Source organism: aff. Roholtiella sp. LEGE 12411 (genome assembly GCF_015206995.1).
In the GTDB taxonomy this organism is placed as follows: domain Bacteria; phylum Cyanobacteriota; class Cyanobacteriia; order Cyanobacteriales; family Nostocaceae; genus Komarekiella.
Window position 1 is genome coordinate 1 of the sequence record NZ_JADEXR010000049.1, and the last position, 24435, is coordinate 24435.

24 protein-coding genes are annotated in these 24435 nt (G+C 42.3%); 12 read left to right on the forward strand and 12 right to left on the reverse strand.

Annotated elements, in window-relative coordinates:
• Nucleotides 1-336: 336 nt before the first annotated feature.
• Nucleotides 337-720, forward strand: a complete 384-nt coding sequence (locus IQ246_RS13340; protein ID WP_194003761.1) for a DUF4346 domain-containing protein — start codon at nt 337-339, stop codon at nt 718-720.
• Between the two features lie 43 nt (nt 721-763).
• On the opposite strand, the gene psb32 is transcribed toward IQ246_RS13340, so the two are convergent.
• A complete protein-coding gene (gene psb32 / locus IQ246_RS13345) occupies nt 764-1501 on the reverse strand; it encodes a photosystem II repair protein Psb32 (protein ID WP_194003763.1) in 738 nt (245 codons plus the stop codon).
• 574 nt (nt 1502-2075) lie between these two features.
• Here psb32 and surE point away from each other — a divergent pair.
• Nucleotides 2076-2756, forward strand: a complete 681-nt coding sequence (gene surE / locus IQ246_RS13350) for a 5'/3'-nucleotidase SurE (protein ID WP_194003765.1) — start codon at nt 2076-2078, stop codon at nt 2754-2756.
• Between the two features lie 372 nt (nt 2757-3128).
• Here surE and IQ246_RS13355 read toward each other — a convergent pair whose 3' ends face one another.
• On the reverse strand, nt 3129-3425 hold the full coding sequence (locus IQ246_RS13355; protein WP_194003767.1) for a hypothetical protein: 297 nt from the start codon (nt 3423-3425) through the stop codon (nt 3129-3131).
• Between the two features lie 722 nt (nt 3426-4147).
• Here IQ246_RS13355 and IQ246_RS13360 point away from each other — a divergent pair.
• The gene (locus IQ246_RS13360; protein WP_194003769.1) at nt 4148-4825 is read left to right on the forward strand and encodes a sugar transferase; all 678 of its coding nucleotides are present in this window, start codon (nt 4148-4150) and stop codon (nt 4823-4825) included.
• A 354-nt stretch (nt 4826-5179) separates the two neighbouring features.
• Nucleotides 5180-5464 (forward strand): type II toxin-antitoxin system ParD family antitoxin, encoded by a 285-nt coding sequence (locus tag IQ246_RS13365; RefSeq protein WP_194003771.1) that lies wholly within the window; start codon nt 5180-5182, stop codon nt 5462-5464.
• 171 nt (nt 5465-5635) lie between these two features.
• Here the strand turns inward: IQ246_RS13365 and IQ246_RS13370 are convergent, their stop codons facing one another.
• On the reverse strand, nt 5636-7387 hold the full coding sequence (locus tag IQ246_RS13370; RefSeq protein WP_194003773.1) for an ABC transporter ATP-binding protein: 1752 nt from the start codon (nt 7385-7387) through the stop codon (nt 5636-5638).
• Between the two features lie 119 nt (nt 7388-7506).
• A complete protein-coding gene (locus IQ246_RS13375; RefSeq protein WP_194003775.1) occupies nt 7507-8157 on the reverse strand; it encodes a hypothetical protein in 651 nt (216 codons plus the stop codon).
• 249 nt (nt 8158-8406) lie between these two features.
• On the opposite strand from IQ246_RS13375, the gene galE reads away from it, so the two are divergent.
• Entirely contained in the window at nt 8407-9405 is a 999-nt protein-coding gene (gene galE, locus IQ246_RS13380; RefSeq protein WP_194003777.1) for a UDP-glucose 4-epimerase GalE, read from the forward strand.
• 85 nt (nt 9406-9490) lie between these two features.
• Here galE and IQ246_RS13385 read toward each other — a convergent pair whose 3' ends face one another.
• From IQ246_RS13385 to IQ246_RS13395, 3 genes are all read right to left on the reverse strand, one after another.
• Nucleotides 9491-10165, reverse strand: a complete 675-nt coding sequence (locus tag IQ246_RS13385; protein WP_244142021.1) for a hypothetical protein — start codon at nt 10163-10165, stop codon at nt 9491-9493.
• Nucleotides 10143-11366, reverse strand: coding sequence for a sulfite exporter TauE/SafE family protein (locus tag IQ246_RS13390; RefSeq protein ID WP_194003779.1), 1224 nt, complete (start codon nt 11364-11366; stop codon nt 10143-10145). The genes IQ246_RS13385 and IQ246_RS13390 overlap by 23 nt, the downstream gene beginning before the upstream one ends.
• 174 nt (nt 11367-11540) lie before the next feature.
• The gene (locus IQ246_RS13395; protein WP_194003780.1) at nt 11541-11708 is read right to left on the reverse strand and encodes a hypothetical protein; all 168 of its coding nucleotides are present in this window, start codon (nt 11706-11708) and stop codon (nt 11541-11543) included.
• 163 nt (nt 11709-11871) lie between these two features.
• Here IQ246_RS13395 and IQ246_RS13400 point away from each other — a divergent pair, with 163 nt between their 5' ends.
• The gene (locus IQ246_RS13400) at nt 11872-12954 is read left to right on the forward strand and encodes a M28 family peptidase (protein WP_194003782.1); all 1083 of its coding nucleotides are present in this window, start codon (nt 11872-11874) and stop codon (nt 12952-12954) included.
• A 45-nt stretch (nt 12955-12999) separates the two neighbouring features.
• Here the strand turns inward: IQ246_RS13400 and IQ246_RS13405 are convergent, their stop codons facing one another.
• The 5 genes from IQ246_RS13405 to IQ246_RS13425 all read right to left on the reverse strand — a co-directional run bounded on the left by IQ246_RS13405 (nt 13000) and on the right by IQ246_RS13425 (nt 17906).
• Nucleotides 13000-13455 carry a hypothetical protein gene (locus tag IQ246_RS13405; RefSeq protein WP_194003784.1) on the reverse strand — a complete coding sequence of 152 codons (456 nt, stop codon included), beginning with the start codon at nt 13453-13455 and terminating at the stop codon, nt 13000-13002.
• Nucleotides 13456-14066: 611 nt separating this feature from the next.
• A complete protein-coding gene (locus tag IQ246_RS13410; protein ID WP_194003786.1) occupies nt 14067-14924 on the reverse strand; it encodes an HIT family protein in 858 nt (285 codons plus the stop codon).
• A gap of 77 nt (nt 14925-15001) precedes the next feature.
• The gene (locus IQ246_RS13415; RefSeq protein WP_194003788.1) at nt 15002-15832 is read right to left on the reverse strand and encodes a Uma2 family endonuclease; all 831 of its coding nucleotides are present in this window, start codon (nt 15830-15832) and stop codon (nt 15002-15004) included.
• Between the two features lie 52 nt (nt 15833-15884).
• Complete coding sequence (panB, locus tag IQ246_RS13420; RefSeq protein ID WP_194003790.1) at nt 15885-16655, reverse strand: 3-methyl-2-oxobutanoate hydroxymethyltransferase; 771 nt, start codon at nt 16653-16655, stop codon at nt 15885-15887.
• Nucleotides 16656-16742: 87 nt separating this feature from the next.
• The gene (locus tag IQ246_RS13425) at nt 16743-17906 is read right to left on the reverse strand and encodes a two-component regulator propeller domain-containing protein (RefSeq protein WP_194003792.1); all 1164 of its coding nucleotides are present in this window, start codon (nt 17904-17906) and stop codon (nt 16743-16745) included.
• Between the two features lie 910 nt (nt 17907-18816).
• Between IQ246_RS13425 and IQ246_RS13430 the strand changes: the two genes are divergently transcribed.
• From IQ246_RS13430 to IQ246_RS13455, 6 genes are all read left to right on the forward strand, one after another.
• The gene (locus tag IQ246_RS13430; protein WP_194003793.1) at nt 18817-20247 is read left to right on the forward strand and encodes a form I ribulose bisphosphate carboxylase large subunit; all 1431 of its coding nucleotides are present in this window, start codon (nt 18817-18819) and stop codon (nt 20245-20247) included.
• Nucleotides 20248-20348: 101 nt separating this feature from the next.
• Nucleotides 20349-20756: a chaperonin family protein RbcX gene (locus IQ246_RS13435; RefSeq protein WP_194003795.1), complete on the forward strand. Its 408-nt coding sequence runs from the start codon at nt 20349-20351 to the stop codon at nt 20754-20756.
• Nucleotides 20757-20799: 43 nt separating this feature from the next.
• Entirely contained in the window at nt 20800-21135 is a 336-nt protein-coding gene (locus tag IQ246_RS13440) for a ribulose bisphosphate carboxylase small subunit (protein ID WP_194003797.1), read from the forward strand.
• Nucleotides 21136-21347: 212 nt separating this feature from the next.
• A complete protein-coding gene (locus IQ246_RS13445) occupies nt 21348-21950 on the forward strand; it encodes a GDSL-type esterase/lipase family protein (protein WP_194003799.1) in 603 nt (200 codons plus the stop codon).
• A 108-nt stretch (nt 21951-22058) separates the two neighbouring features.
• Entirely contained in the window at nt 22059-22766 is a 708-nt protein-coding gene (locus tag IQ246_RS13450) for a Uma2 family endonuclease (protein WP_194003801.1), read from the forward strand.
• Between the two features lie 391 nt (nt 22767-23157).
• Entirely contained in the window at nt 23158-24414 is a 1257-nt protein-coding gene (locus IQ246_RS13455) for a ribulose bisphosphate carboxylase small subunit (protein ID WP_194003803.1), read from the forward strand.
• The last annotated feature ends 21 nt before the right edge of the window (nt 24415-24435 follow it).

Here is a 24435-nt window from a genome sequence, read left to right on the forward strand (position 1 = left end):
TTCCCGACCTACCTGTGTTGCGCTTTTTCCATTACATATCTCATACAGTGCCATCAAACGTTCGCGGGTACGAGCATGATTTGCTTTTAACGCCTCTTGTCTCAATATTGAGCTACTTTGATTCCAACGAGCGCACTCTACTTTAAGCATCCTCGTTTTGTTCTCTACTACACCTACTTCTTCAGAGTAATATTTCTTCTGGCAAAACTCCAGTTCTCAAGATGGATGAGGTTTAATAATATATTTAAAGATATAAAGAATGCTATGGAAGATAAGAATTACACTTGATATAAAGTGTAAAAACCTCAAGAAAGAAATTTGCTTTTTAGAATGCTTATGGATTTGATGGTTGAAGATTTAGCGGCAATTGATAATAAACTTTCTGGGCGTCATATTGACCTTGACCCTGGTGGATATTTCATTATCTACTTGGATCAACAGGCAAAGTTAATTTATGCCAAGCATTTCACAAATGTGATTGATGAGCGTGGTTTAGCTGTCGATCCAAAAACAGGAAAGGTAATTCCCGCAAAAGGAAAAGTGGAACGAACTCACACGACAGTTTTTAGTGGGAGGACGGCGAAAGAACTTTGCGTGAAGATTTTTGAAGAAACTCAGCCCTGTCCAGTAACTCAGTTAGACCATGCAGCCTATTTAGGTCGAGAATTTGTCCGAGCTGAGATGGCTTTAGTGGCAGGGCAAGAGTATATTCAAGATTAGAAAAAAGGATGAAATTTTATACTTCATCCTTTATCGTGTCACATTACCCATCAGATGACGGCTGATTTATCTGGTAGATATAGTAAGTTGCCATTGGGATAACAGTCGCGGCAATTAACAGTCCTACTACCCAAGCAGTGGCGTTACCTCGGTCGGTTTCTCCTGCTTTTTTAAAAGTGCCTTCTACCTGTACTTTATCAGCGATTTTGGGTGGGCCTGGATCAGGATTGCCAGAAAGGACGGCGACTAAGCGATCGCTAGCATCTAAAAATGCCTGATTGTATTTGTTACCATCCCGTAATGGCGCACTCAATGTTTCAGTTGCTACACTCTCGGCAATAGAGTCTGTTAGCAATGATTTGACTTTATCTCCGGTAATAATGGCGGTACCATTGGTAACTGTATCCAGCACCAATAAGGTTTGATTGGCTTGGGCTTCTTTAGTGGGAAACCATTTTTCAAATAATGCTTTGGCGAAGCTTTCGGGTGTTTCTCCGTAGTCTAGGCGGCGAATGGTGACGATTCTAGTTTCATTACCAGTTTGCTTTGCCAAATTCTCTAAGACGCTGCCAATTTTACCTTCATTCAGACGGCTGATAATTTCACCTTGATCTACAATCCAGGTGTGGTCATTAGCTACAAGGTTGGGCATTTGATACACACCTGTGGCTAAAGCGGGTGTGACAAACAGCGAAACCGCTAGAATGATTGTCACTAAGGGTAGAAGTAGCCTAATCAGGTGTTTTTGACTGTTAAATACTTGCTTGAGGAGCTGTTTCATTGTATAAACTCTAAGACAGACTTGCACCAAAAATACTATACAACTACTGTAAAAATCACCTTGTTCATGTTTTTCTCAAACAAGAAGTTTTTGATAGAGCTAGCAAATAGATATTATTCTGGAGTTTTTATTGCACAAATATTTCCTGATTGTCACTACAAACGTTAACTTCCAACGCCAGTTATAAAGCTAGTGACAAAAAATACCGCCCTTTTCGGGAATTAACCCAAATATTGAGGGCGGAATTTGCAAACCATCTAGAAATATTATCATAATTATGATGAAAATTTTTGGCGCAATTATCCACGTTTTTTTATATCTGCGACAAATCTTCCTGCGGGGCTGAATTAAGGCATGATAACTACATTCTTCTACTGAATGTAGCAAGCAATGTCTACGACGGGCGTAGATGCAGCACTTTGCAACAGCAAAATAATTTAGGAAGTGGCGATCGCAGCTATTACAGCAGGTTTTTTATGAGTAAATCACAGTATGGTGGGTATTACAATGCCCACCATACAAACTATTCCCTATCTCTACGAGTCAGTTCACAAATCAAATCGCATTACTATACATGACCCTAATTTTAACTAACGACGACGGTATCGATGCTCCTGGTATTCAAGCTCTGGCCAAAGCTGTGAACGACAAAAATGCAATTATCGCAGCTCCTAAAGACCATCAATCGGGCTGCGGACATCAAGTTACCACAACTCACCCCATCAACCTCCATCGGCGTTCTGATACCGAGTATGCGATCGCCGGCACTCCCGCCGATTGTGTCAGAATTGCAATTACACAAATTAGCAAAGATATCAAATTTGTTTTATCAGGTATTAACGCTGGCGGCAACTTAGGAGTGGATGCTTACATTTCTGGAACTGTTGCTGCTGTGCGAGAAGCCGCAATGCATGGTATTCCGGGAATTGCCATTTCTCACTATCGCAAAGCTAAGCTGAATTTTGATTGGGATATGGCTGCAAACTTAACCGCTGAAGTTTTAGTGGACTTACTCAAGCGTCCCCTGGAAGCAGGAAGCTACTGGAATGTGAATCTACCGCATTTGCAACAGGGAGAACCCTCTCCAGAAGTAGTGTTTTGTAAACCTTGTACTAAACCTTTGCCGATTAACTATCGCATTGATGGCGAAAACTTTTATTATGTGGGGGAATATAGTAAGCGCGATCGCACTCCTGGTAGCGATGTGGATGTATGTTTTTCTGGCAACATCGCCGTAACTCAGTTAAGGGTTTAACATCTGTTATCAGTAAATAGTAACTATAGGATTCTTATTTGATTTTTGAAAAAAATTCATTACACATTTATCGAAGAAGGCAGTCTTGCTGAGGGCAGCTTTGCTGGAGGAAAACTGCCCTCAGCAAGACTGCCGCGACCAGAGGGAGCAAGGGTTTAAGACCCCCTCCAAATTTTCAATTTGGTGGCTCTTTTTCAGGAGGGATTTGAATCCTATAAGTGAAAAAAAAAACCTTCTGCCTCCTGCCTCCTGCCTCCTGCCTCCTTCAATACTTATTCCATATTCCCTATTCCTAATTCCCTGTCTCTACGAGTGATTCAGTAATCAAACCAGATTACTACAGTTGTTAGGCTGATAACTGATAACTGCCACTCAATCTGACCCTTGAATTAATGACGTCAGCTGATCTAAAGTTTTTGTTAGTTGGTTGAGTTTTTGTAGTGAATTATCCTGAGATTCAGCAAGAATTTGTACAGCATCACATAAAGCAAAAATTTGATAGCCTTGTTGCTGAACTTGCTTTCCCTGTGCTTCGACTTGCACGCTGAGAGTCTCCAATCGTTCTGCGAGGCGTTCAATTGTCTCAGTTGTAGAAAGTACTGCTTCTCCAATTTGCTCAACAATGGATTCCAATCGACTGATTTTTGCTTCAATCCCTGCTGAAATCATTTCTTTACCACCCTAACTTTGAGAGATTATCTTAGTAGAATTACTAATAAAGTTTGGAATAATTTAATACTATTATAACTACCAAATAGCCACTACCATTCCTATACTAGTTTTGATTTTACTCTCGACTGACTTTTGCCTAATTATAGAGGCATTATTGTGTCACTAACTTATAATTTAGATGCCTTAACTTAACTTCTATCTATTTATATTTGTTATGTGGCAACACAGGTTATCTGATACTTTCTTCGGGAGATTTGTTTGGCTTACTTCTGATTATTATACGAAGTTATGTTCTAAGATATTACTTGTTGTTAAGACAGCAGCTTGATGCTAATTCAACTTTTAATATTACTTATTTAGTAGTTAAATTTAGTACTAAACCGCGTCTACCTTGAAAACCATAGTTTTTTGGAATTAGAGTAAAGCTCAGAACTCAAGCCACAAGAGAATAATACACTCTCCTTAAAAACTCCAGGTTTCAAAATAGACGGGGTTTAATAATTTTTTATTTAAACTTAGAATACTTAAGTCAAACTCCCTAAGACATACTTGTATTTGGTTTATCGTAAATTTATATAAAGCCGTGATCCCCGGAATATTGATGAAGATTAAGTAAATATACGGTAAAGATGAATCACTTTCAATAACGCTAAGTCTATAGTCATAATAAGCTAAGCAATTATACTTTTGGCACTAAATAATATTTATTTGACCTGACAATGTATCAAACACGAGTAACAGGTATTTGCACAAGCGCAAATTCTAAAACATGGGAATTAAAGTACACTGAGCATCCCTCGGTACAGTCTAAATTTAAGCGTTGTTTGGACATCACAGGGAGTTTGGTGGGACTATTGGTTTTGGCGATTTTGTTTGTGCCAATAGCGATCGCCATTAAAATCGATAGCCGTGGTTCAATTTTCTTCACTCAAGAACGCTACGGACTCCAAGGTCAACCCTTTCGGATTCGGAAATTCCGCTCAATGGTCAGTGATGCGGAACAATTAAAATCTTTAGTGAGTAACGAAGCTAACGGACTCATCTTTAAAAACAAGAATGATTTCCGAATAACAAAGATAGGGCGCTTTTTGCGAAGCACTAGCTTGGACGAACTACCTCAGTTTTGGAATGTCTTGGTAGGCGAAATGAGTTTAGTAGGGACACGTCCGCCTACGGGTGATGAGGTTATGAAATATACCCACCATCACTGGAAACGCTTAAATGTCAAGCCTGGTTTAACAGGTGAATGGCAAGTTAGTGGTCGTTCTCAAGTGAAAGATTTTGAACAAATAGTTGACTTAGATCTGCGATATCAAGAAAATTGGTATCCTCTGTATGATTTGTTGTTAATTGCAAAAACCTTCTACGTGTTATTTGGCCGAATTGGAGCTTTTTAAATGAAGAGTTCCAAATGGGTAATTGCTTAAACCTTTCCCCAAGAGCAATTACCCATCAGCTATTGCTGAAATCGAAAAAACTCGACCAATTGACATTACCAGCAACGAACTCAGCACGCTAATTATCCCTCTGCTAAGAAACCATTCTGTTTTCTTAGCAGAGGGATATCACTGGCAGGAAAAGGCGCAGAAAAAGAACAACTGTTAAGTAGTCAGATAGCAAAGAAGAGCGAATATGTTTATTGCGTTGTAGGTATTGGTATATCTGTTTTTTCAACTAGAGTAACAAAAATTGACAATTCTTGTTAATATTGACAGTATGGCTGTAGAGAAAACAGTTTCTAGAGATTGCTTATGAACGTACATCTAGGTCAGACATTTGATAATTTTGTCGCCGAACTCATTGCTAGCGGATTATATCAATCGCAAAGTGAGGTCATCCGCGATGGGTTAAGGCTACTCAAGGAACGTGAAGACATACGCAAACTTAGACTTGAAGAGTTGCGCCGTGAGGTTCAACTAGGAATAGATCAAATATCGCAGGGAGAATTTACTACTTATACTTCTACGAATGAACTGGCTGATGAAATCAAAGCAGCTAGTCGGCGGCGGCAAAAGAACTCAAAACAAAAGCACTAAAAAATGAAGCAGCTGCGAGTTACTGATGAAGCGAAGTCCGACTTTTGGAAGTAAGTACTAAATTGCTGTATATTTGCTATATACTTATGATGGCTGGAAACCTGCTTAATTCCAATGCTACGCCCAGGTGAGTTGGTAATTGTGGATAATGCAATCCAAATCTTCAAAAAACTAACGCAATAATTCTTCTACTTGATGCTGACTCCACAAAGTTCTGTAAAGACCCTCTTGCTGCACAAGTTCTAAGTGATTACCTATTTGGACAATTTTTCCCTTTTCCATTACAAAAATTCGATCAGCAGCAGCAGCAGCAGATAATTGATGTGTAATAAAAATTACTGTTTTGCGCTGTGTACCACTAGAGAGATTGTTTAGGATTTGTGTTGCTGTTTGATTATCTACGCTAGAGAGAGCATCATCCAAAATTAACAACTTAGCATTGACCAGCATTGCCCTAGCCAAGGCAGTACGTTGCCGCTGACCGCCAGAAAGAGTAATACCACGTTCACCAACGATGGTTTCATATTGCTGGGGAAAATTACTAATTTCTGCATCAATTTGGGCAAGTTTGGCGACGGCTTCTACATTTTCTTGTTCACTAACTGGGTCGCCATAGCGGATATTATTTTTGATTGTAGTGCTAAATAGAAAGCTATCTTGAGGAACATAGGCGATCGCACTTCGTAAATCTGCCAATGCTATCTTCGTAATATCCAAATCATCCAAAAACAACTGCCCCGCCTCAATATCCAACAAGCGCGGCAAAGCATTTGCCAAAGTTGACTTCCCAGAACCAATTGCTCCAACAATTGCCACTGTTTCCCCAGCAGCAATACTAAAGTTGACATTTTCTAAAGCCGGGGTAGTAGCACCAGGGTAAGCGTAGTTGAGATTTTTAGCTGTCAGTTCTCCTTTAACTTTATCCAGTGATAGATGTACGGCATCAGTTGCATCTTGAATTTTTGGTGTGACAGTGAGGATAGACTCAAGGCGGTCAATACTAACTTCACCTCGTTGGTAAGCAGTAATTGTGAATCCTAAAAGAGTAGTAGGAAAAACTAAACGCTCTACATAAATCAACAGTGCCAAAAAGTCGCCAACAGCAAGCGTCCCAGAAGACATACGCGTCGCTCCTAGCCAAATAATTACCAACGAACTGACATTGGCTAGTCCACCTATTAATGGAAACAGTGTATTTCGGCTTTTTGCCAGTTCCAAGTTAGCCGTCAATAGCTGTTGATTCTTCTTAGCAAAAGCTCGGCGCTCATTTTCTTCTTGAGCGTAGATTTTAATCAGGGCCATGCCACTGATATCTTCTTGGATGAGTTCACTGATATCGGAGAGTTTTTCCTGTACTGATGCTTGTTGTTTACGTAAGCGATTGCTAAACAGATGTACCAACAAGAACATTAGAGGATAAACTGCCAATGATGCTAACGTCAGATCTACACTAATCGATAGCATCACTGGTAGCGTCAGCGTATAAGCAAAAATCGTATTTGCCAAACTGAGTACGGCAAAACCTAATAACCGCCGGATATTATCCACATCACTGGTAGCCCTACTAATCAAATCACCGGCAGTGTTGCTGGCAAAATAAGACGGCTCCAGCTTGAGTAAATGCTGAAAAATCCGTTGTTTGAGATCAAATTCTACCTGACGCCCCACTCCGAACAGCCAGATGCGGGAAGCCATACGCATTAGCCACATCGCTGAACTAAGTAAAACGATTGGCACTACGTAATGTAGGACTTGATTCCATCTGAAGGTTCCCGATAGTTGGTCAACTGCTGAGCGAATCAACAAGGGTATGTAAACGCCCAGCCCATTGACAGACAACAGAGCAAGAATACCTAAAGTAGCCTCCCGCCAATGGGGACGCAGGTAAGCACCAAGTTTAGCGATTCTTCGAGATTTTGCCATTAAAGCAATTTTGCAACTTTATCATCCTAGACTAACTGCTGATAAGTCTGTGCTTGATAGCGGCGAGAGGAATAATATTCTGACTTTTGACTCCTTTGATAGTTCCTTTTTTAACTGGATTACCGCTGAACCCGCAAAAATCTGTAAACTTCGGTGAGATAACTTTCCCAAGTTCTCGTTGTAAATTGCAACGTTTCCGCACTGGGTACAAAGTCTTCAATCCGTAAACCACGTGTCCGAATATCTTGAGGATTTCCTTGCAACAAGTAGGGAGGCACTTTCATCTGAGAAAGGATGCTATCTCCTAATACATCTGAGATGCTTGCTGTAGTGGTTTGTTGACCTAATGCCACGAGTGTCCCCGATGTAGGTGTAGCAATTGCGTAGTTATCACCTGCCATTGTTACTAGAGGTGCCCTATACAAAAAGTAGGCGACAGCTGGTGTACTTGCCAACAGTAAAATTGTTAGCGCCCAACCTACTAAGTAACCTCCTGGTTTATCTATTCCTCCTCCTTTAATCCTCTGAGCAGCAAAAATCATCAGCAAAACAGAGGCTCCTAAAGGCTTGAGCGGGAAAGATACCATCTTCCACAACGACGCCACAGCTGGTTCATTGGGGTTGATAAACGACAGAGCTACGACTATCAACAGAATAACTAAAACTAATCGTCCTACAAAAGTTCCGGAAGGATAGAATCTCTGGAACAGAGAGTATACGATAGTGCCAATAAGCAGCCACAGCAATACCCGGCTTAGCAGTAAAAACATAGATTAACTCTCGAATTTTCTGGTGCAGTCAGCCTAGAGCGTTCGGGAAGTGGACTTATTTTATCGTCAAACTGTAATCGCACCATTACCTGACTTAAAATACCTCTAACCTCACACCAAAAGACTACCGTCGTAGTGATTTTAGTGCAATTTTTTGATACTGCGTCCATTATTTGAAATTTTCCACATGAGTAATGTGGCACCAGTGAATTAAATTAATTGAGTATTATCAACTCAAAAGGAAAAACTATGTCGTCTGGAAAGCCTACCATTCTAGTGACAGGGGGAGCTGGATATATTGGTTCCCATACAGTGCTTGCTCTCAAGCGAGCGGGTTATGACGTTCTTGTACTTGATAATTTGGTGTATGGACATCGGGACTTGGTAGAAAAGGTTTTACAGGTAGAACTGATAGTGGGTGATACAAGCGATCGCCCGCTGCTAGATCACCTATTCAAAACCCGCGATCTTGCCGCTGTGATGCACTTTTCTGCCTATGCCTACGTAGGAGAATCGGTTACTGATCCTGCCAAATACTACCGTAACAACGTTCTGGGTACTCTAACTCTGTTAGAAGCCATGCTCGCAGCCTCTGTGAAGAAATTTGTCTTTTCTTCTACTTGCGCCACTTATGGTGTGCCAGAATATGTGCCGATTCCAGAAAACCATCCCCAAAATCCGATCAATCCCTATGGCGCTACTAAGCTGATGGTGGAGCGGATTCTTTCTGATTTTGATGTTGCTTATGATTTTAAATCGGTGCGTTTCCGCTATTTTAATGCTGCTGGTGCTGATCCCAGTGGATTGCTGGGCGAGGATCATAATCCAGAAACCCATTTAATTCCCTTAGTACTGATGACAGCTTTAGGCAAACGGGATTCCATCTCGATTTTCGGCACTGATTACCCGACGCCTGATGGTACTTGTATTCGCGATTATATCCACGTGAGTGACTTGGCAGACGCTCACGTTTTGGGATTGGAATATCTATTAAAAGGTGGCGAGAGTGAAATTTTCAATTTGGGCAATGGTAACGGCTTCTCTGTTAGAGAAGTAATTGCATCTGCCCAGATGGTTACAGGAGTTTCGATACCAGTAGAAGAACGCGATCGCCGTCCTGGCGATCCACCAACTCTCATCGGCTCTAGCGAAAAAGCTAGAACCATCCTCAACTGGCAACCTCAGTACCCATCCATCAAAGATATAGTCGCTCACGCATGGCAGTGGCATCAACAGCGACATCAGTAGAGTCCTGCCTGAGTGCTGAGCTAAAAGACAGGAGTAGAGACGCAATTATACTCTTCCCCTGCTCTCTCTCTCCTGCACTCCTCCCCTACTCCCTACGCCCTCTCATACTTTGCAGGACGACAAACAAGATACCGACAAATCCCAAAATGGGGAGGGCGATCGCTAAAAGTGGTAACTGTCTAGATTCACTTTGTGTTACACCGCTATTGACATCTTGCAAATCTTGTGAACTATTAGAAGTTCCAGCGGCTACGGTAACTTCAAATTGGAACTTAAAAGGTTTGAAACTTGCTCCAGAGACTGGTTTACCATTCAGTTGCAGCTGATAAATCCCTGGCTTGGGGAAGACAATTTCTGCACCTGGTATGCCTTGATACCGCTCAGCCGCCACAGGGTTCAAGGATGGCTCCAGTAGTGGCGGCTCTCCTGGTGCATAGGGTTGGGCATAAACAGCTAGCTGGCAATTACACTGTGCTAGGGGAATCACCCTTCCGCCTTTGCGGGTAAGCGCGAACCAGGCTTGTGTGGGTTCCCCAGCACGGGGATTATCATTTGGTTCAATGTGGAGAGTACCGCCGACATCTGCTGCTATTTTCACACTATGGGCAGAGGCGGCGTGAATATTAGTTATCGATATAACTAAGCAATTCAACAATAATAAATACTTTATTGTTCCTTGGTTATGCCTTTGCTTTTGACTCGTTAGATGTTTGTTGGTTGAGTTAGGAAAGTGTGGTTTACCGGGATTTTGGGGGGACATAAAACTTTTCAAGAGTTAATTTTGACCAAAACAAGCGCGAACGCACTAGCAACACACCAAGGGTGACAATTCCCATCAGCACTGCCGCTAATTTATTCCCCCAATGTGATTGTAAGGAACCCAAGTAATGGGAACCAATTAGTACAGCATGAATGGCACTCAAGAGCAAAGCTGGCACACCCAATAGATGAATCTGTCGCCAACGCTTGCCCAAAGATTTCTGCAACGATTCCAAACTTGTGAAAGCAGCGGGGGTCATTAATATTAATGCTACAGCACCCGCAGCCATGCCCCACTGAAACTCTGACGGTAAGAAAAAGAAAGCGGCAAAATTCCATTGCAATGAGTGTTCCAGCATGTGGGCGGTGTGAACCACAGAAAGTACAAAAGCTCCCACTCCCAGAGCGCGACGGTAACGCAGAGGCGACGCCCACAACTTACTGATGGGGCGAGCGATTAGGGTCATTATTAAGCAGATCAATGCAGCGTGCCCGGTGTAGTCTACCATTGTGTCACCAGTTCGCAGCAAAGTAATGAGGCCAATGGTGATAGTAACCCAGCCACCTAGCCGAAATAACTGACTACGCCTGTCTTTATTTACCAATGACGTAGAGACGCCTACACCTAACATAGTGGGCAAGGTTCCTAAGCCAAAAGCTAGCATAGTTGCTGCGCCCATCCACCAATTCCCGGTTTCTGCGGCTTTAATCTGGGCAGTATATAGAAACCCACAAGGCATCAAACCCCAAGTCATTCCCAAAAGTGCTGGCGTCCACCATCTAGTTTGTAAGGAAAGCTTGAGCATTCCTGCACTCAGGCGATTGTGTAAACTGCCCTGTAATAAGGGATGTAACACGGGAATACGTGGTAGTAGCTCAGGTTTAATTTGTCCTAACCCAAACCAAATCAGCATCACACCAGTGATAATTGCCATCCAACGGCGTAAATCGCTGCCAACACCCGCTAGCTGTCCACTTTCTACTAATACCGAACCTAGTGCCCCAATGCCAGCACCGACTAGAGCATAGCTCAACATCCGCCCTAGGTTTAGCAGGGTGTGAAATTTAAATTGCTGTCGCCAATTGGGCGTTTTCTGCTGATGAGAAAGGGAAAACGCCACTGTTAGGGGGCCACACATCCCAAAGCAATGTCCGAAACTGCCCAGGAACCCCAGGGTAATGATGAGCAATAAATCTAGCATAGATAAAGTTCTTATACCAATTGGAGAAATGATTGCGATCGCGTTTTGGAAAGTTTATGTACGGAAGAAACTCTTACAAAGTCACCTCAGCTGATACTTTCCGCAAAATCCAAAATGGTATTAGTCCTGAGTCTTGAGAATAGTCTTGACTGCTCATAACTCAGAAATTTTTGATTAATTCATGGCATGTTGCACGTGCAACTCCAGTGATGGCACAGGTTGAGCGGGAGTAATTTCGATGATTTTGTGATTATTGACGCGATCGCCATCTAGAGTATCACTTCTAGCAATTGTCAAACTATTCCCTAGTATCGTGAGGAAAACTAATGCAGTCGATGCCAAGAAAAATTTTGGGAACATAGTAATTAACAGCAGCATCTTTGTGCGGAACTTTAATTCAAGTTTTCGCTTCTGTCAAAAGACAAGCGGTCAAACTTGCCTGTAGCGTGGCTTTTAGCAAAGAAGTTCGCGTTACCCTAAGTCTGGGAGACAGAAATAAATTCACATGAAAAAATGGATTTGGCTGATGCTATTGGTGTTGATAGCAGTTGCTGTAGTGGGTAGTAGGGGTACTGCCCTCAACGGGTTGTTTCAGCATCCCTCGCCTGAAATTGTTGAGAGCATTCCAGTAGAAACAGCCCAACCACAGCCAGAGTTGCAGAAAGTGAAAATTGCCCCGCAAGTATCTGCGGGGCAATTGGTAGCTCACATCGAAAAGTTAAATTTTCAGCGTTATACCATAGCAGAGCGATCGCGTACTCGCACTTATATTACAACTGAACTGAAAAAATTAGGCTGGAAACCCAAGCTAGAAAACTTCTCTGAAGGTGTTAACATCTTTGCCGAACGCTTGGGGACAGACAAAGCAGCCGGAGCTATTCTTGTAGCAGCGCATTACGATACTGTTGCTTTATCTCATGGTGCTGATGATAACGCCAGTGGTATGGCTGTGGTGTTGGAAGTTGCCCGACTTTTCGGTTCACGTCCAACGCCACGGACTTTGCAGTTAGCTTTTTTTGACAAAGAAGAAGCAGGACTTTTGGGTAGTAAAGCTTTTGTGAGCAAAGCGACACGCTTGCAAAATCTGCGTGGGGTAATTGTTATGGATATGGTGGGATATGCTTGCTACACTGCTGGATGTCAGCAGTATCCTGTTGGATTACCTGTTACTCCACCTAGTGACAAAGGCGATTTTTTAGCAGTAGTTGGTGATACCGAACATTTACCTTTGCTGAATGCTTTTCAAAACTCACAGATGAACCCTCCAACAGCTTTAAATAAGGAGGGATCAAATCTTCCACCAGTCCTAACATTGCCGATTCCTCTTAAAGGTTTGCTAGCACCTGATACTTTACGTAGTGACCATGCACCATTCTGGTATCAGGGAGTGGGTGCAGTACTGGTAACTGATACTGCCAATCTCCGTACTCCCCACTACCATCAACCCAGCGATATCCCAGCTACCATAGAGCGATCGTTTTTTAAGGGAGCAGCCCAGATTGTGGTAAACGCTACTACCACATTGCTAGAACAGAGTAAGGTTTTGCAAACTCAACTATCAACCTTACCGAAGAGGGGAAAAGGGTAAGGGTTAAAATAGGAAAAAGAATATTCTTCGCCTTTAACCTTTTCCCTACCCCAATGGTATCTGACTACTCTTTGATCGAGGAAAAGTTAAAGTCCAGTTTTGTTTATCATTGAGTTGAAAGTACAAACCTTGGAGAATGAGCCGCAAAGCAATGCGAGTTCTAACAAAGTATCTCACTAGATGAGTTCCCGGTTCAGCAGAGATGTCATCAAAGTTCTGGCTGTAGCCAAATGGTCTTGAGCAGTGGTTACTAGCACCTTTAACTGTCAACACAAAAAATGGAGTTTGCTTATATTCATTGGGAACTATAAAAATACCATATACTTGATGTTTTCCATGCCAGGGTTGAACAACAACCTTAGTAGCTTGTACTTGGAATTTTTGGGTTTTTGATGCCCAAAAAGCCTCAGAGTTACAATCAGAATCATTGATGGGCCACCAAAGTGTAATAATACTCAGTGAAAGCAGTAAAATTAGAATAAAGGTGAATTGGTGACGCATAAAGCCAAGAAAAAGTATTGATCCGGCTGTTATTATTTAGTGAACAATTGTATAGCAACAGCAGTAAAAGTATGTGCTATAAGCTATCACTACAAAAATTCCCACAGAGCAAAAAAAAGACATCGCCCACTTCGAGAACCTAATGACAGTATTAAAGGATGTTTGAAAAGTCCGTTTTCATGTATCTTGACCATTAGAAATCACGCGCCACTTGCTACAAGTCGGGGAATCCTTGACGCTCGTTCGCCCTTGGCGTCTCCCCTTGGGAGAAGACTCGCTACCGCTTCTCTACGAGACGCTGCGCGAACGCTAACACCAACACAGTGGCTTGGCTACACGAGACAAAACTAGCCTCCGCAGGTTAACAAACCCTTGATTTGGTGTTAGTTCATGCAGGTAGAATTTGCTTGTGTAGTAGCGAATTATATTCGGCGAAAACTTTTAAAACATCCTCTTAAACCTAAATTATAATCAAGTGTTTTTTTGTGGTTTTAAACACCGTTTTTTGTAAAATTATAGACGTTTTCACCACTTTTTTTAGTCTATATAAAAGTGTTCAAAGGTTTGTTTGACCACCTGCGTTTCAAGCCGCCTGTCATCTGATACCAAATTTAAAACCGCTGTGTAGGAATGACATTCCTGATTCCGCTTTTAGTACTGACAGTATCACCTTTGTAACGGGGAATGATATGAATACTGGTATGCATAATATTTTGACCTGCTTCTCGATTAATATTCATTCCAACATTAAAGCCATCAGGTTCAAATTCTGTTTTGAGAACTTCTTGTACCTTGTTCACCATAAACCAGCAAGCAGATTGTTCTTTAAATGGTAGTTCAAAATAACTACCAACATGACGTTTAGGAATTACTAAAATATGTCCTTTACTTATAGGATAACCGTCGAAAATAGCATAAGCAGTGGCTGATTCAGTTAATAACTTTAACTTTTTATAAGGATTACAAAATATACAATTATTCAATGAATTGCGTTGGTGATTATAATGAATATACTCATAAAATTCCCGATTTTCATCTAAATAAATTGAATGAAAAGGAAGCTTTACAATACATTGATACGTAGGCTTTTTGTGGACATAATGTTCCCTAAAACCTTCTTTCTTGATATCTCTTCTCACGATATAATAAGCTTTGCCACCTGGTTTTAATAAGTGCGACACTTCCATAAGAACATTAGCTTGTTCTTCAGGCAATAAAACATTTAAAACATAAAAGCAAATTATTGTATCGAACTTATCATGAGGATAATCCGGAAAATAATAAGGATCATAACCTGTAATATCACAACCTTTTTGGCGCAATACTTTAACATCGTTACCAAAGCCACAACCAAAATCTAAAATTTTGCCTTGAAGCAAGTTTTGATTTAATAAAAACTTTGCAGGGAATGATAGGTAAGTTCTTTCAATTGCTGTGAGATGACTAAATTGATTTTTTTGCTGTTTCATGGAATTTCAATGCTGATGTCTCCTTGACTGATGTCAGGAGATCAGGGAGCAATTATTATTTACTGTTATTTTTTTAATTACGCGATCGCATCAGGGTCAATATTTAGCTCACGTAACTTAGCTGCTAATATATCAGCGCGTTGGCGTTCTTGTTCAGCGCGTTGGTGTTCTTGTTCAGCGCGTTGGTGTTCTTGTTCAGCGCGTTGGCGTTCTTGTTCAGCGCGTTGGCGTTCTTGTTCAGCACGTTGGCGTTCTTGTTCAGCTTGTTCGCTGCTCCATAACAGCAAATTTTCTTCTCTGTCCCACCACCGCAGCCAATTCATAGTTTTGCACAATCTTTCACCTTGCCAATTTCCGAGAAATAACTCTAACTCAGGAATCCAAAAACGTCCATTAACATCTGCTTGCTGCAAATTATATTGTCCATTTTGCAAGCAGCGCACTTCTAAACTGGGTTCGTAGGGATCGTAGGTTACGTAGGTTGGAACCTTGAGAATCTGCTCATAAAAATAGAGCTTACCGTAGGGTGGACTTGAGCGGACTGATAATTCTCCACCCTCGGTGTCTGATAGAAATTCCATCACCACAGCCACAGCAGCGCCTTCTAAATTCGGGGTATAACTGCGACGAATCACATCGGCGGCTACAGGCTGCACTTGAGGGACGTAAAGCCAGTCTGGTGCTTTGACGACAATTTTTTTGTTGACTGTGGCTACGAGTCCAAAATTAGAGCCAATCAGCATCTGAGGTTGGATGCGTCCTGAGCTTCCCAAAGCATCGGTAAGCGCCGCAGCAAGAGATGGTTGCTGAATATTTTCCACTGGATCGTCAGGTAAAATGAAGTCGGCTGGAAGTGGCTCCCAAGTAACAGTTGGTTCTTTTTGGATCGGGTGAACTTGTAGAACCATAGAACTACTCCTAATATCAATTCACATTTAGAGAATGGCTTCTGATTATTTATTATGGAAACTTTCGCTCTCGCACTTCCATAGTATAATCTTGCACGGCTTTGGTAATCGTCTCCCGCAGATTTGTATAAACTTTGGCAAAGGGGGGATGCTTCTCTGCAAGTCCGAGGACATCAGAGGTAACTAAAACTTGTCCATCACAATTTTGTCCTGCACCAATACCAATAGTAGGAATGCTAAGTTTTTGGGTAATCTGCATTGCCAAATCTGCGGGTATATGCTCTAACACTAGAGAAAATACACCCGCTTGTTGTAGAGCGATCGCTTCATGTAAAATTCTCTCAGCCGTTTCCTGGGTCTTACCCTGTTGTCGCAAACCAAGTTGATGTACTGATTGTGGTGTCAAACCTACATGACCCATGACGGGAATTCCAGCTTCTACTAATCTGGCGATAGTTTCTGCGATCGCTGGATACCCTCCTTCTAACTTTACCGCTTGAGCACCTGTTTCTTTCAGTACTCGCCCAGCTGAGTGCATCGCTTGTTGCAGACTTTCTTGATACGTCAAAAATGGTAAATCTACCACTACTAATGCGCGTTTTACTCCACGGCGCACAGCTTTGGCATGATACAGCATCTCTTCTAGGGTGATTGGTAGTGTTGTTTCATACCCTAAAACTGCTGCCATTGAGTCTCCCACGAGGATTAAGTCTACACCAGCGGCGTCGAGGAGTTGAGCGATCGCGTAATCCCAAGCAGTTAACGCCACAATTGAACGTCCCTGTTGTTTCCATTGAATTAATTGCTGGGTGGTGACTACCATTTTTTTTTAGTGCTGAGTAATGAGTGCTGAGTAAAACAGATCAGGAGAAGGGGTAGTCTTTTCTTCTCATTCCCCATTCCCCAATCCCTACTTAACGGCGCGACTGAAAGCAATATGGGGTTTTGCACTGCCCATTTTGGGCATTAACCAAGCCAAACCTTCACTAGTCCCAATCCACAATTTGTTGCCAACATCAGACACAAGAGCAAGAACTCGACTAGAAGGAAGTCCGGTAACTTCTTCGTCTAACACAGCTCCTGTATTTGGATTTAATCGTAACAAACCATTGTTAGTCCCGACCCAGATACTACCATCTTTGGCAAAACGCACCGAAGTAACCTCACGCCCACGCAGACGGGTTACAGACCGTAACACAACTCCAGTTGTTGGGTTGATAACTAACAAATTATTGGGCATTCCCGCCCAAATTAACCCTTCTGGACTGATGGCTAAAGCTTGTACAGTTGTTCCTGGTAAATCACCAATCCGCTTCATTATCAAAGCATTGGCAGTATTAACCCGCACTAATCCATCAAGCGTGCCGACCCACAACTGACCTTCAGCATCTAAAGTTAGGGTGTTGGCGCTAACACCAGGTAGATTTTTTAATGTTGTCATCATCAAGCCTTGGTCGGGACTAATTAAAGCTAAGCCGTTATCAGTTCCAGCCCACAAATAACCCCGTTTGTCAAGTAATAGTGACAATACTCGTTTGGAAGGCAAAAATAAATTCTGCGCTGTAATTTCATTAGTGCGGGGTTCTACTCTTATCAGTCCCTCATAACTTCCCACCCACAGGCGTCCAACTTTGTCTTGGGCTAAAGCACCAATGGCAACATTCGGTAAATTAACACGAGCGATAATCTTGCCAGTATTAGGGTCAATCCGCGATAATCCTCGCCAAGAACCCACCCAGAGATTACCTGTAAAATCTGCCAGCAAGTTGCTAACACGATAATCGGTTTCTTGCGTATGCTCTTGCACTCCCCGCTGATTGGGTAAGGAATCTACTTGTGGTGGCGGTGGGGAAGCCGGATAAGCAGGAGTTAAATTAGACGGCTCCATGTCAGGGGTTTTTTGTGACGGAACACTATTACTTATTTTTTGTGCCTTCGCTGGAGTTACCATTGCTACAATACTCATGCTTGGCAAACCTATCAACCCCAGCAAGATAGAAGTAATCAATAAATTAGTACGCTTGCGAATTAATACCACGGTGACATTTCCTTGGGAGACAATACCCATAGCCATTACCTAAGCTGGCTTTGGATTAATTTCAGTGTTCCCCTAGCTTGAATTTTTTAAACGTCATAGGTAATTTTTCTCAGGCTCAAAGCTCCAAAAGCATCGCAATTATCTTCTCGCAGATCAAGAAACTCTTGTAAATAAAGGCTCCATACAGTTAGAGATGAACCTTTGTAAATCATTCTTAACAAAATGTTTAAATCTTTATGTAATAACAAATCTATATATTTAAGTTAAAAAGTTTCAAACAATAACTTATCGAATTCTTGATATATTGTGAAACAAGCTACAAATTACGTGGTGTGCAATTTTTTATCTTTACGCTCACAACTGTGTTAAATCTCTGTGTGGGAAAGTTTTGTTCGCCCACCGAAGTTAAAAGCGGAGGAAGCTCCCGCTCTGACTTCTTGGAAGTCGGCGCTTAGAGTTCTCAAAAACCTCAGTTCAGACTTTCCGCTGTCAAGTAAATTCTCTTGTAGTCTTTTTTCTGTCAAGGGAAAAGATAAGAGAAATACAGAGGCAAGAACGTGTGCCAGCCAGCCCACTCCCCTGAATGCCCCGATTTGTAGGAAAATTATCTAATATATTGCCGCACTTTGCGGGTAGTTTTGGTGGAATTCAAAAGGTTTAGTAGGGTGCGAGAAAAAGATAAAAAAATTTTGATACTAGCAGGACGAGGGGAAAGTATAAGCGCTAGGTCGTGTGCCCTTAGAAGGGGATTACACGGGTGAGGAGGCTTACCACCGCTACCAAAGTGTCCGCCGCAGAAAGACTGCTACCCTCTACTAAAGGCAACCCCTAGCAGGAAATTTCCCTGATATTCTCCTCGCTGGAGGGCGGAAAGAGCGGGGGTGAGGAGAAGTTGCACGGCACGTAATTTGATAAGTAAAAAGATGACTTCTGGGAAGGATAAAATATGTCTTACGCTCAAACTAAGACTCAGAGCAAAACTGGGTATCAAGCCGGTGTTAAAGATTACAGACTAACTTATTACACACCTGATTACACACCCAAAGATACAGATATTCTGGCGGCATTCCGGGTTACACCCCAGCCTGGAGTTCCCTACGAAGAAGCCGCAGCGGCTGTGGCGGCTGAGTCTTCCACTGGTACTTGGACAACTGTATGGACAGACTTGCTCACCGACCTAGATCGCTACAAAGGTCGTTGCTACGATATTGAACCAGTTCCCGGCGAAGATAACCAATTTATTGCTTACATTGCCTATCCCCTGGATCTGTTTGAAGAAGGCTCTGTAACCAACATGTTGACCTCTATTGTAGGTAACGTATTTGGTTTCAAAGCATTGCGGGCGCTGCGTCTGGAAGACTTACGGATTCCTGTAGCTTACCTCAAGACCTTCCAAGGACCTCCCCACGGTATCCAAGTTGAGCGTGACAAGTTAAACAAATACGGTCGTCCTTTGCTGGGTTGTACAATTAAGCCCAAATTAGGTCTTTCGGCTAAGAATTACGGACGCGCTGTATACGAGTGCTTACGCGGTGGTTTGGACTTCACCAAAGACGACGAAAACATTAACTCCGCACCATTCCAACGGTGGCGCGATCGCTTCTTGTTCGTTGCTGAAGCTATCCACAAAGCTCAAGCTGAAACCGGTGAAATCAAAGGTCACTACCTAAACGTCACCGCTCCCACCTGTGAAGAAATGCTGAAACGGGCTGAGTACGCTAAAGAACTCAAAATGCCCATCATCATGCACGACTACCTCACCGCAGGTTTCACCGCCAACACCACATTGGCTCATTGGTGTCGTGACAACGGTCTGTTGCTGCACATCCACCGTGCTATGCACGCCGTTATTGACCGTCAAAAGAACCATGGTATCCACTTCCGCGTTTTAGCTAAAGCGCTGCGGATGTCCGGTGGTGACCACATCCACACTGGAACAGTGGTTGGTAAGCTGGAAGGTGAACGTGGGATCACAATGGGCTTCGTTGACCTACTACGTGAAAACTATGTTGAGCAAGACAAGTCTCGCGGTATCTACTTTACCCAAGACTGGGCTTCTCTACCTGGTGTAATGGCAGTTGCTTCCGGTGGTATCCACATCTGGCACATGCCGGCACTCGTAGAAATCTTTGGTGATGACTCCGTACTGCAATTTGGTGGTGGTACTCTAGGACACCCCTGGGGTAATGCTCCTGGTGCTACTGCTAACCGTGTAGCTTTAGAAGCTTGTGTCCAAGCTCGTAATGAAGGTCGCAACTTGGCTCGTGAAGGTAACGACATTATCCGCGAAGCCGCTAAGTGGTCTCCTGAATTGGCCGTTGCTTGCGAACTTTGGAAAGAAATCAAGTTCGAGTTTGAAGCAATGGATACCGTCTGATAAAGGCTGAAGGTGGAAGGATAAAGGCTGAATGTTAAATTACTTTAATCACTTCATCCTTCATCCTTCATACTTCATACTTTTAAGGGCTGGGGTCAAGCATGAATCTCAAGCAAATTGCGAAAGACACAGCCAAGACTCTCCAAAGCTACCTGACTTATCAGGCTCTAAGGACAGTACTGGCACAGCTAGGCGAGACTAATCCTCCATTAGAACTTTGGCTGCATAACTTTTCTGCTGGCAAAATTCAGGACGGAGAAGCATACATTGAGCAACTGTTCCGAGAAAAGCCAGATTTGGCATTGCGGATCATGACTGTCAGGGAACACATTGCGGAGGAAATCGCGGAATTTTTACCGGAAATGGTTTGTACTGGCATTCAGCAAGCCAATATAGAACAGCGTCGCCAGCATCTAGAACGCATCACACTAATTGATACATTAAACCCCAGTCTGCAATCAGAACAGCAAACAACCTTAGATCAGAACTTGGATAACTCATCCAGTTAGTTAGTCAACCAGTAGTAAAAATCGCAACCCATCATCAACAGCTATGCAAACTTTACCAAAAGAGCGTCGTTACGAAACCCTTTCTTATCTGCCTCCCCTTTCTGACGCTCAAATTGCCAAGCAGATCCAATATATTTTGAGTCAAGGTTATATTCCTGCGATCGAGTTTAACGAAACTTCTGAGCCAACGGAATTATTCTGGACAATGTGGAAACTGCCTTTGTTTGGTGCTAAATCCACTCAAGAAGTACTGAGCGAAGTCCAAGGCTGCCGTTCTCAGTTTAGCAACTCCTATATCCGTGTTGTGGGTTTTGATAACATCAAGCAGTGCCAAGTTCTCAGCTTTCTTGTTCACAAACCCAACACCAGCAGATACTAAAGTTTACACGCTTTAAGTAATTAATATGAGAGGTGGAATTATCTGCCTCTCTTGTTTAATTTGTTTTAAACGCATAGGCGCTTCTCTACGAGACGCTACGCGAACGCCTTACCGCAGGGCAGGGTAGACACGCAGAGGTTTACGCAAAGGAACGCGGAGCTACTCTGCGTTTTCCTCCGCGTGTCTCTGCGTTTTTTTAGGTTCTACGATAAGTGAGAATTTGTTTTGTTGGTGACTCTTTTGTCAACGGGACTGGCGATCCAGAATGTCTCGGTTGGACAGGCAGAATATGCGTTAATGCTAATAAAAAAGGTTATGACATTACTTACTATAATTTAGGAATTAGGCGAGATACGAGTACTGATATAGCAAAGCGCTGGATACAAGAAGTATCAGCTCGATTGCCTCAAGAATATGACGGTAGAGTTGTGTTCTCTTTTGGGCTGAATGACACGACTCTGGAAAATGGTCAAATCCGTGTGAGTTTTACAGAGTCTATCAAAAATGCTAGCAAAATTTTAAGTGAAGCTAAACAGTTATATCCTGTGTTAATGGTTGGGCCTGCGCCTTATGTAGATGAAGAAGACCCTCAAAGAAAGCAGAGAACTACCAATTTATCCAAACAGTTTGCTTTGATTTGTCAAGAATTTCATATACCTTATTTAGACGTTTTTCCAATATTAGAAAATTCAAATATCTGGGTAAAGGAAGCAAAAAATCATGACGGGGTTCATCCCAGAGCAGGAGGCTATACAGAATTTGCCCAAATAGTAGAAAATTGGGACGCTTGGTTAAATTGGTTTTCTCTAATTTAATAAGGCGATCGCTTTTAGTGTACGCTTTGGGCGATCGCCTGCCTTGATTTTCCTCAGAACAATCATCGGTATACTAGATGTAAAGACATTCCTTCCAGGAATCTGCTCATGACGGCATCAATCAAGCATAACCTAGGCAAAAACTCACTTATCCCACCTTTAGAAAGTGGGGATAGACTCACTCGCCATGAATTTGAGCGTCGATATCACGCCATGCCACATACTAAAAAAGCAGAACTAATAGAAGGAGTCGTCTACGTGGCATCACCCTTACGTTTCAGAAGTCATGGAAAACCTCATGGTGACTTGATCATCTGGTTAGGAACTTATAAAGTTTCCACCCCAGGTGTGGAGTTAGGTGATAATACCACAGTCCGCTTAGATTTAGATAACGAACCTCAGCCTGATGTTGTATTGTTAATTGATGAAATATTGGGTGGACAAGCACGCATTAGTGAAGATGACTACATCGAAGGCGCACCAGAATTAGTTGCTGAAGTTGCCGCAAGTAGTGCCGCTAATGATTTATATGATAAAAAGAAAGCCTACCGTCGCAACGGAGTAAAGGAATATATTGTCTGGCAAATTTTAGAAAATAAACTAGATTGGTTTTGCTTAGAAAATGGTGAATATATATCATTGGAACCGGATAAAAATGGTGTGATTAAAAGTCAGGTTTTTCCGGGTTTGTGGTTAAATATACAAGCATTATATACTGGAGATATGACAAGAGTTTTGGCTATGCTACGACAGGGTTTGAGTAGTGAAGCACACAGTGATTTTGTGCAGCAGTTAGCAATAAAGTCTCAGTCATAAATTTCTAAATTGATTATCTTTAAATAGCAGATATAAGCATTGATATTTTTGAGCGATCGCACTCATTATCATCAAATATGAAAGTGCAAATTTATATTCGCCAGATCCTCTGCTGCTTTGCGCCGTGCTTCTGTTTACTGACGCGATCGCCTCTGTGACACAAGTACAATCTTAATTAAAATTATTTCTCACTTATTGGTGCGATCGCTTAACTTATGGGCAGAGTAAAGATTTTAATTGGGTGCTTTCTGCTCTGTCCGGTATTATTTTACGCTCAGTATGTTAGTTCAAAGACATAGAAACACGGGAACGCGGCGAGAAAGCGCGATCGCTGTCCCCAGAAAAACTTAACATTATATTTAGAAGTGCTAACTATTTATAAGACAGGCTAATGGCTTACTACATTGCTCCTCGCTTTTTGGACAAACTTGCTGTTCACATCACCAAAAATTTCTTGAAACTTCCTGGTATTCGAGTACCCATAATTTTGGGAGTTCATGGACGCAAAGGTGAAGGTAAGTCCTTTCAATGTGAGTTGGTCTTTGAGAAAATGGGTATCGAAGTGACTCACATCTCTGGTGGAGAGTTGGAAAGTCCTGATGCAGGAGATCCAGCACGTTTAATTCGTCTGCGCTACCGCGAAACAGCAGAACTGATCAAAGTGCGCGGTAAAATGTGTGTTTTGATGATTAACGATTTAGATGCGGGTGCTGGCCGCTTTGATGAAGGCACTCAATATACTGTAAACACGCAGTTGGTAAATGCCACACTGATGAATATTGCTGATAATCCCACAGATGTGCAGTTACCTGGAAGCTACGATTCCACGCCTTTACATCGTGTACCGATTATTGTCACAGGGAATGATTTTTCCACTCTTTACGCGCCATTAATTCGAGATGGTCGGATGGATAAATTTTACTGGGAACCTGATAGAGATGATAAAGTGGGCATTGTTGAAGGGATTTTTGAACCAGATGGACTTTCGCGCCGGGAAATTGAACAGTTAGTTGATACCTTTGCGAATCAATCAATTGACTTTTTTAGCGCTTTGCGATCGCGCATTTATGATGAACAAATTCGCAACTTCATCTATCAGATAGGTTTTGAACGCGTATCCTTGCGTGTAGTTAACAGTCTAGAAGGGCCACCAGAATTTAAAAAGCCAAATTTCAGCTTATCTCACTTAATCGAGTCTGGTAACTTGATGGTTGGCGAACAAAAACGGGTAGAGAATTCCCAGTTAGTTGATGAGTACAACCGACTTAATAGAGGCAGAAATTATCAAGCTGCACCACCTGTTGTCACACCAATTAGTCAGCCATCAACTAAAGAAGCAGCTAATAAATCTCAGCAACAGGAAGTATCAAATACCCATTTAAGCTTGGAGACACAAGCACAAATTAGACAATTATTATCTCAAGGTTACAAAATTAGCATTGAACATGTAGATGAACGACGTTTCCGTACGGGTTCTTGGCAAAGTTGTGTTAATAGTCATATTGATGCAGAGTCGGACGCAATATCAAATCTGGAATCATCTCTGGCAGAATATAGCGGTGAGTATGTGCGCTTAGTAGGTATTGATCCAAAAGCTAAACGGCGGGTTTTGGAGACGATTATTCAACGACCGAATGGTAAAAACTAAAAGCGTCACTTTTCGTGTTTA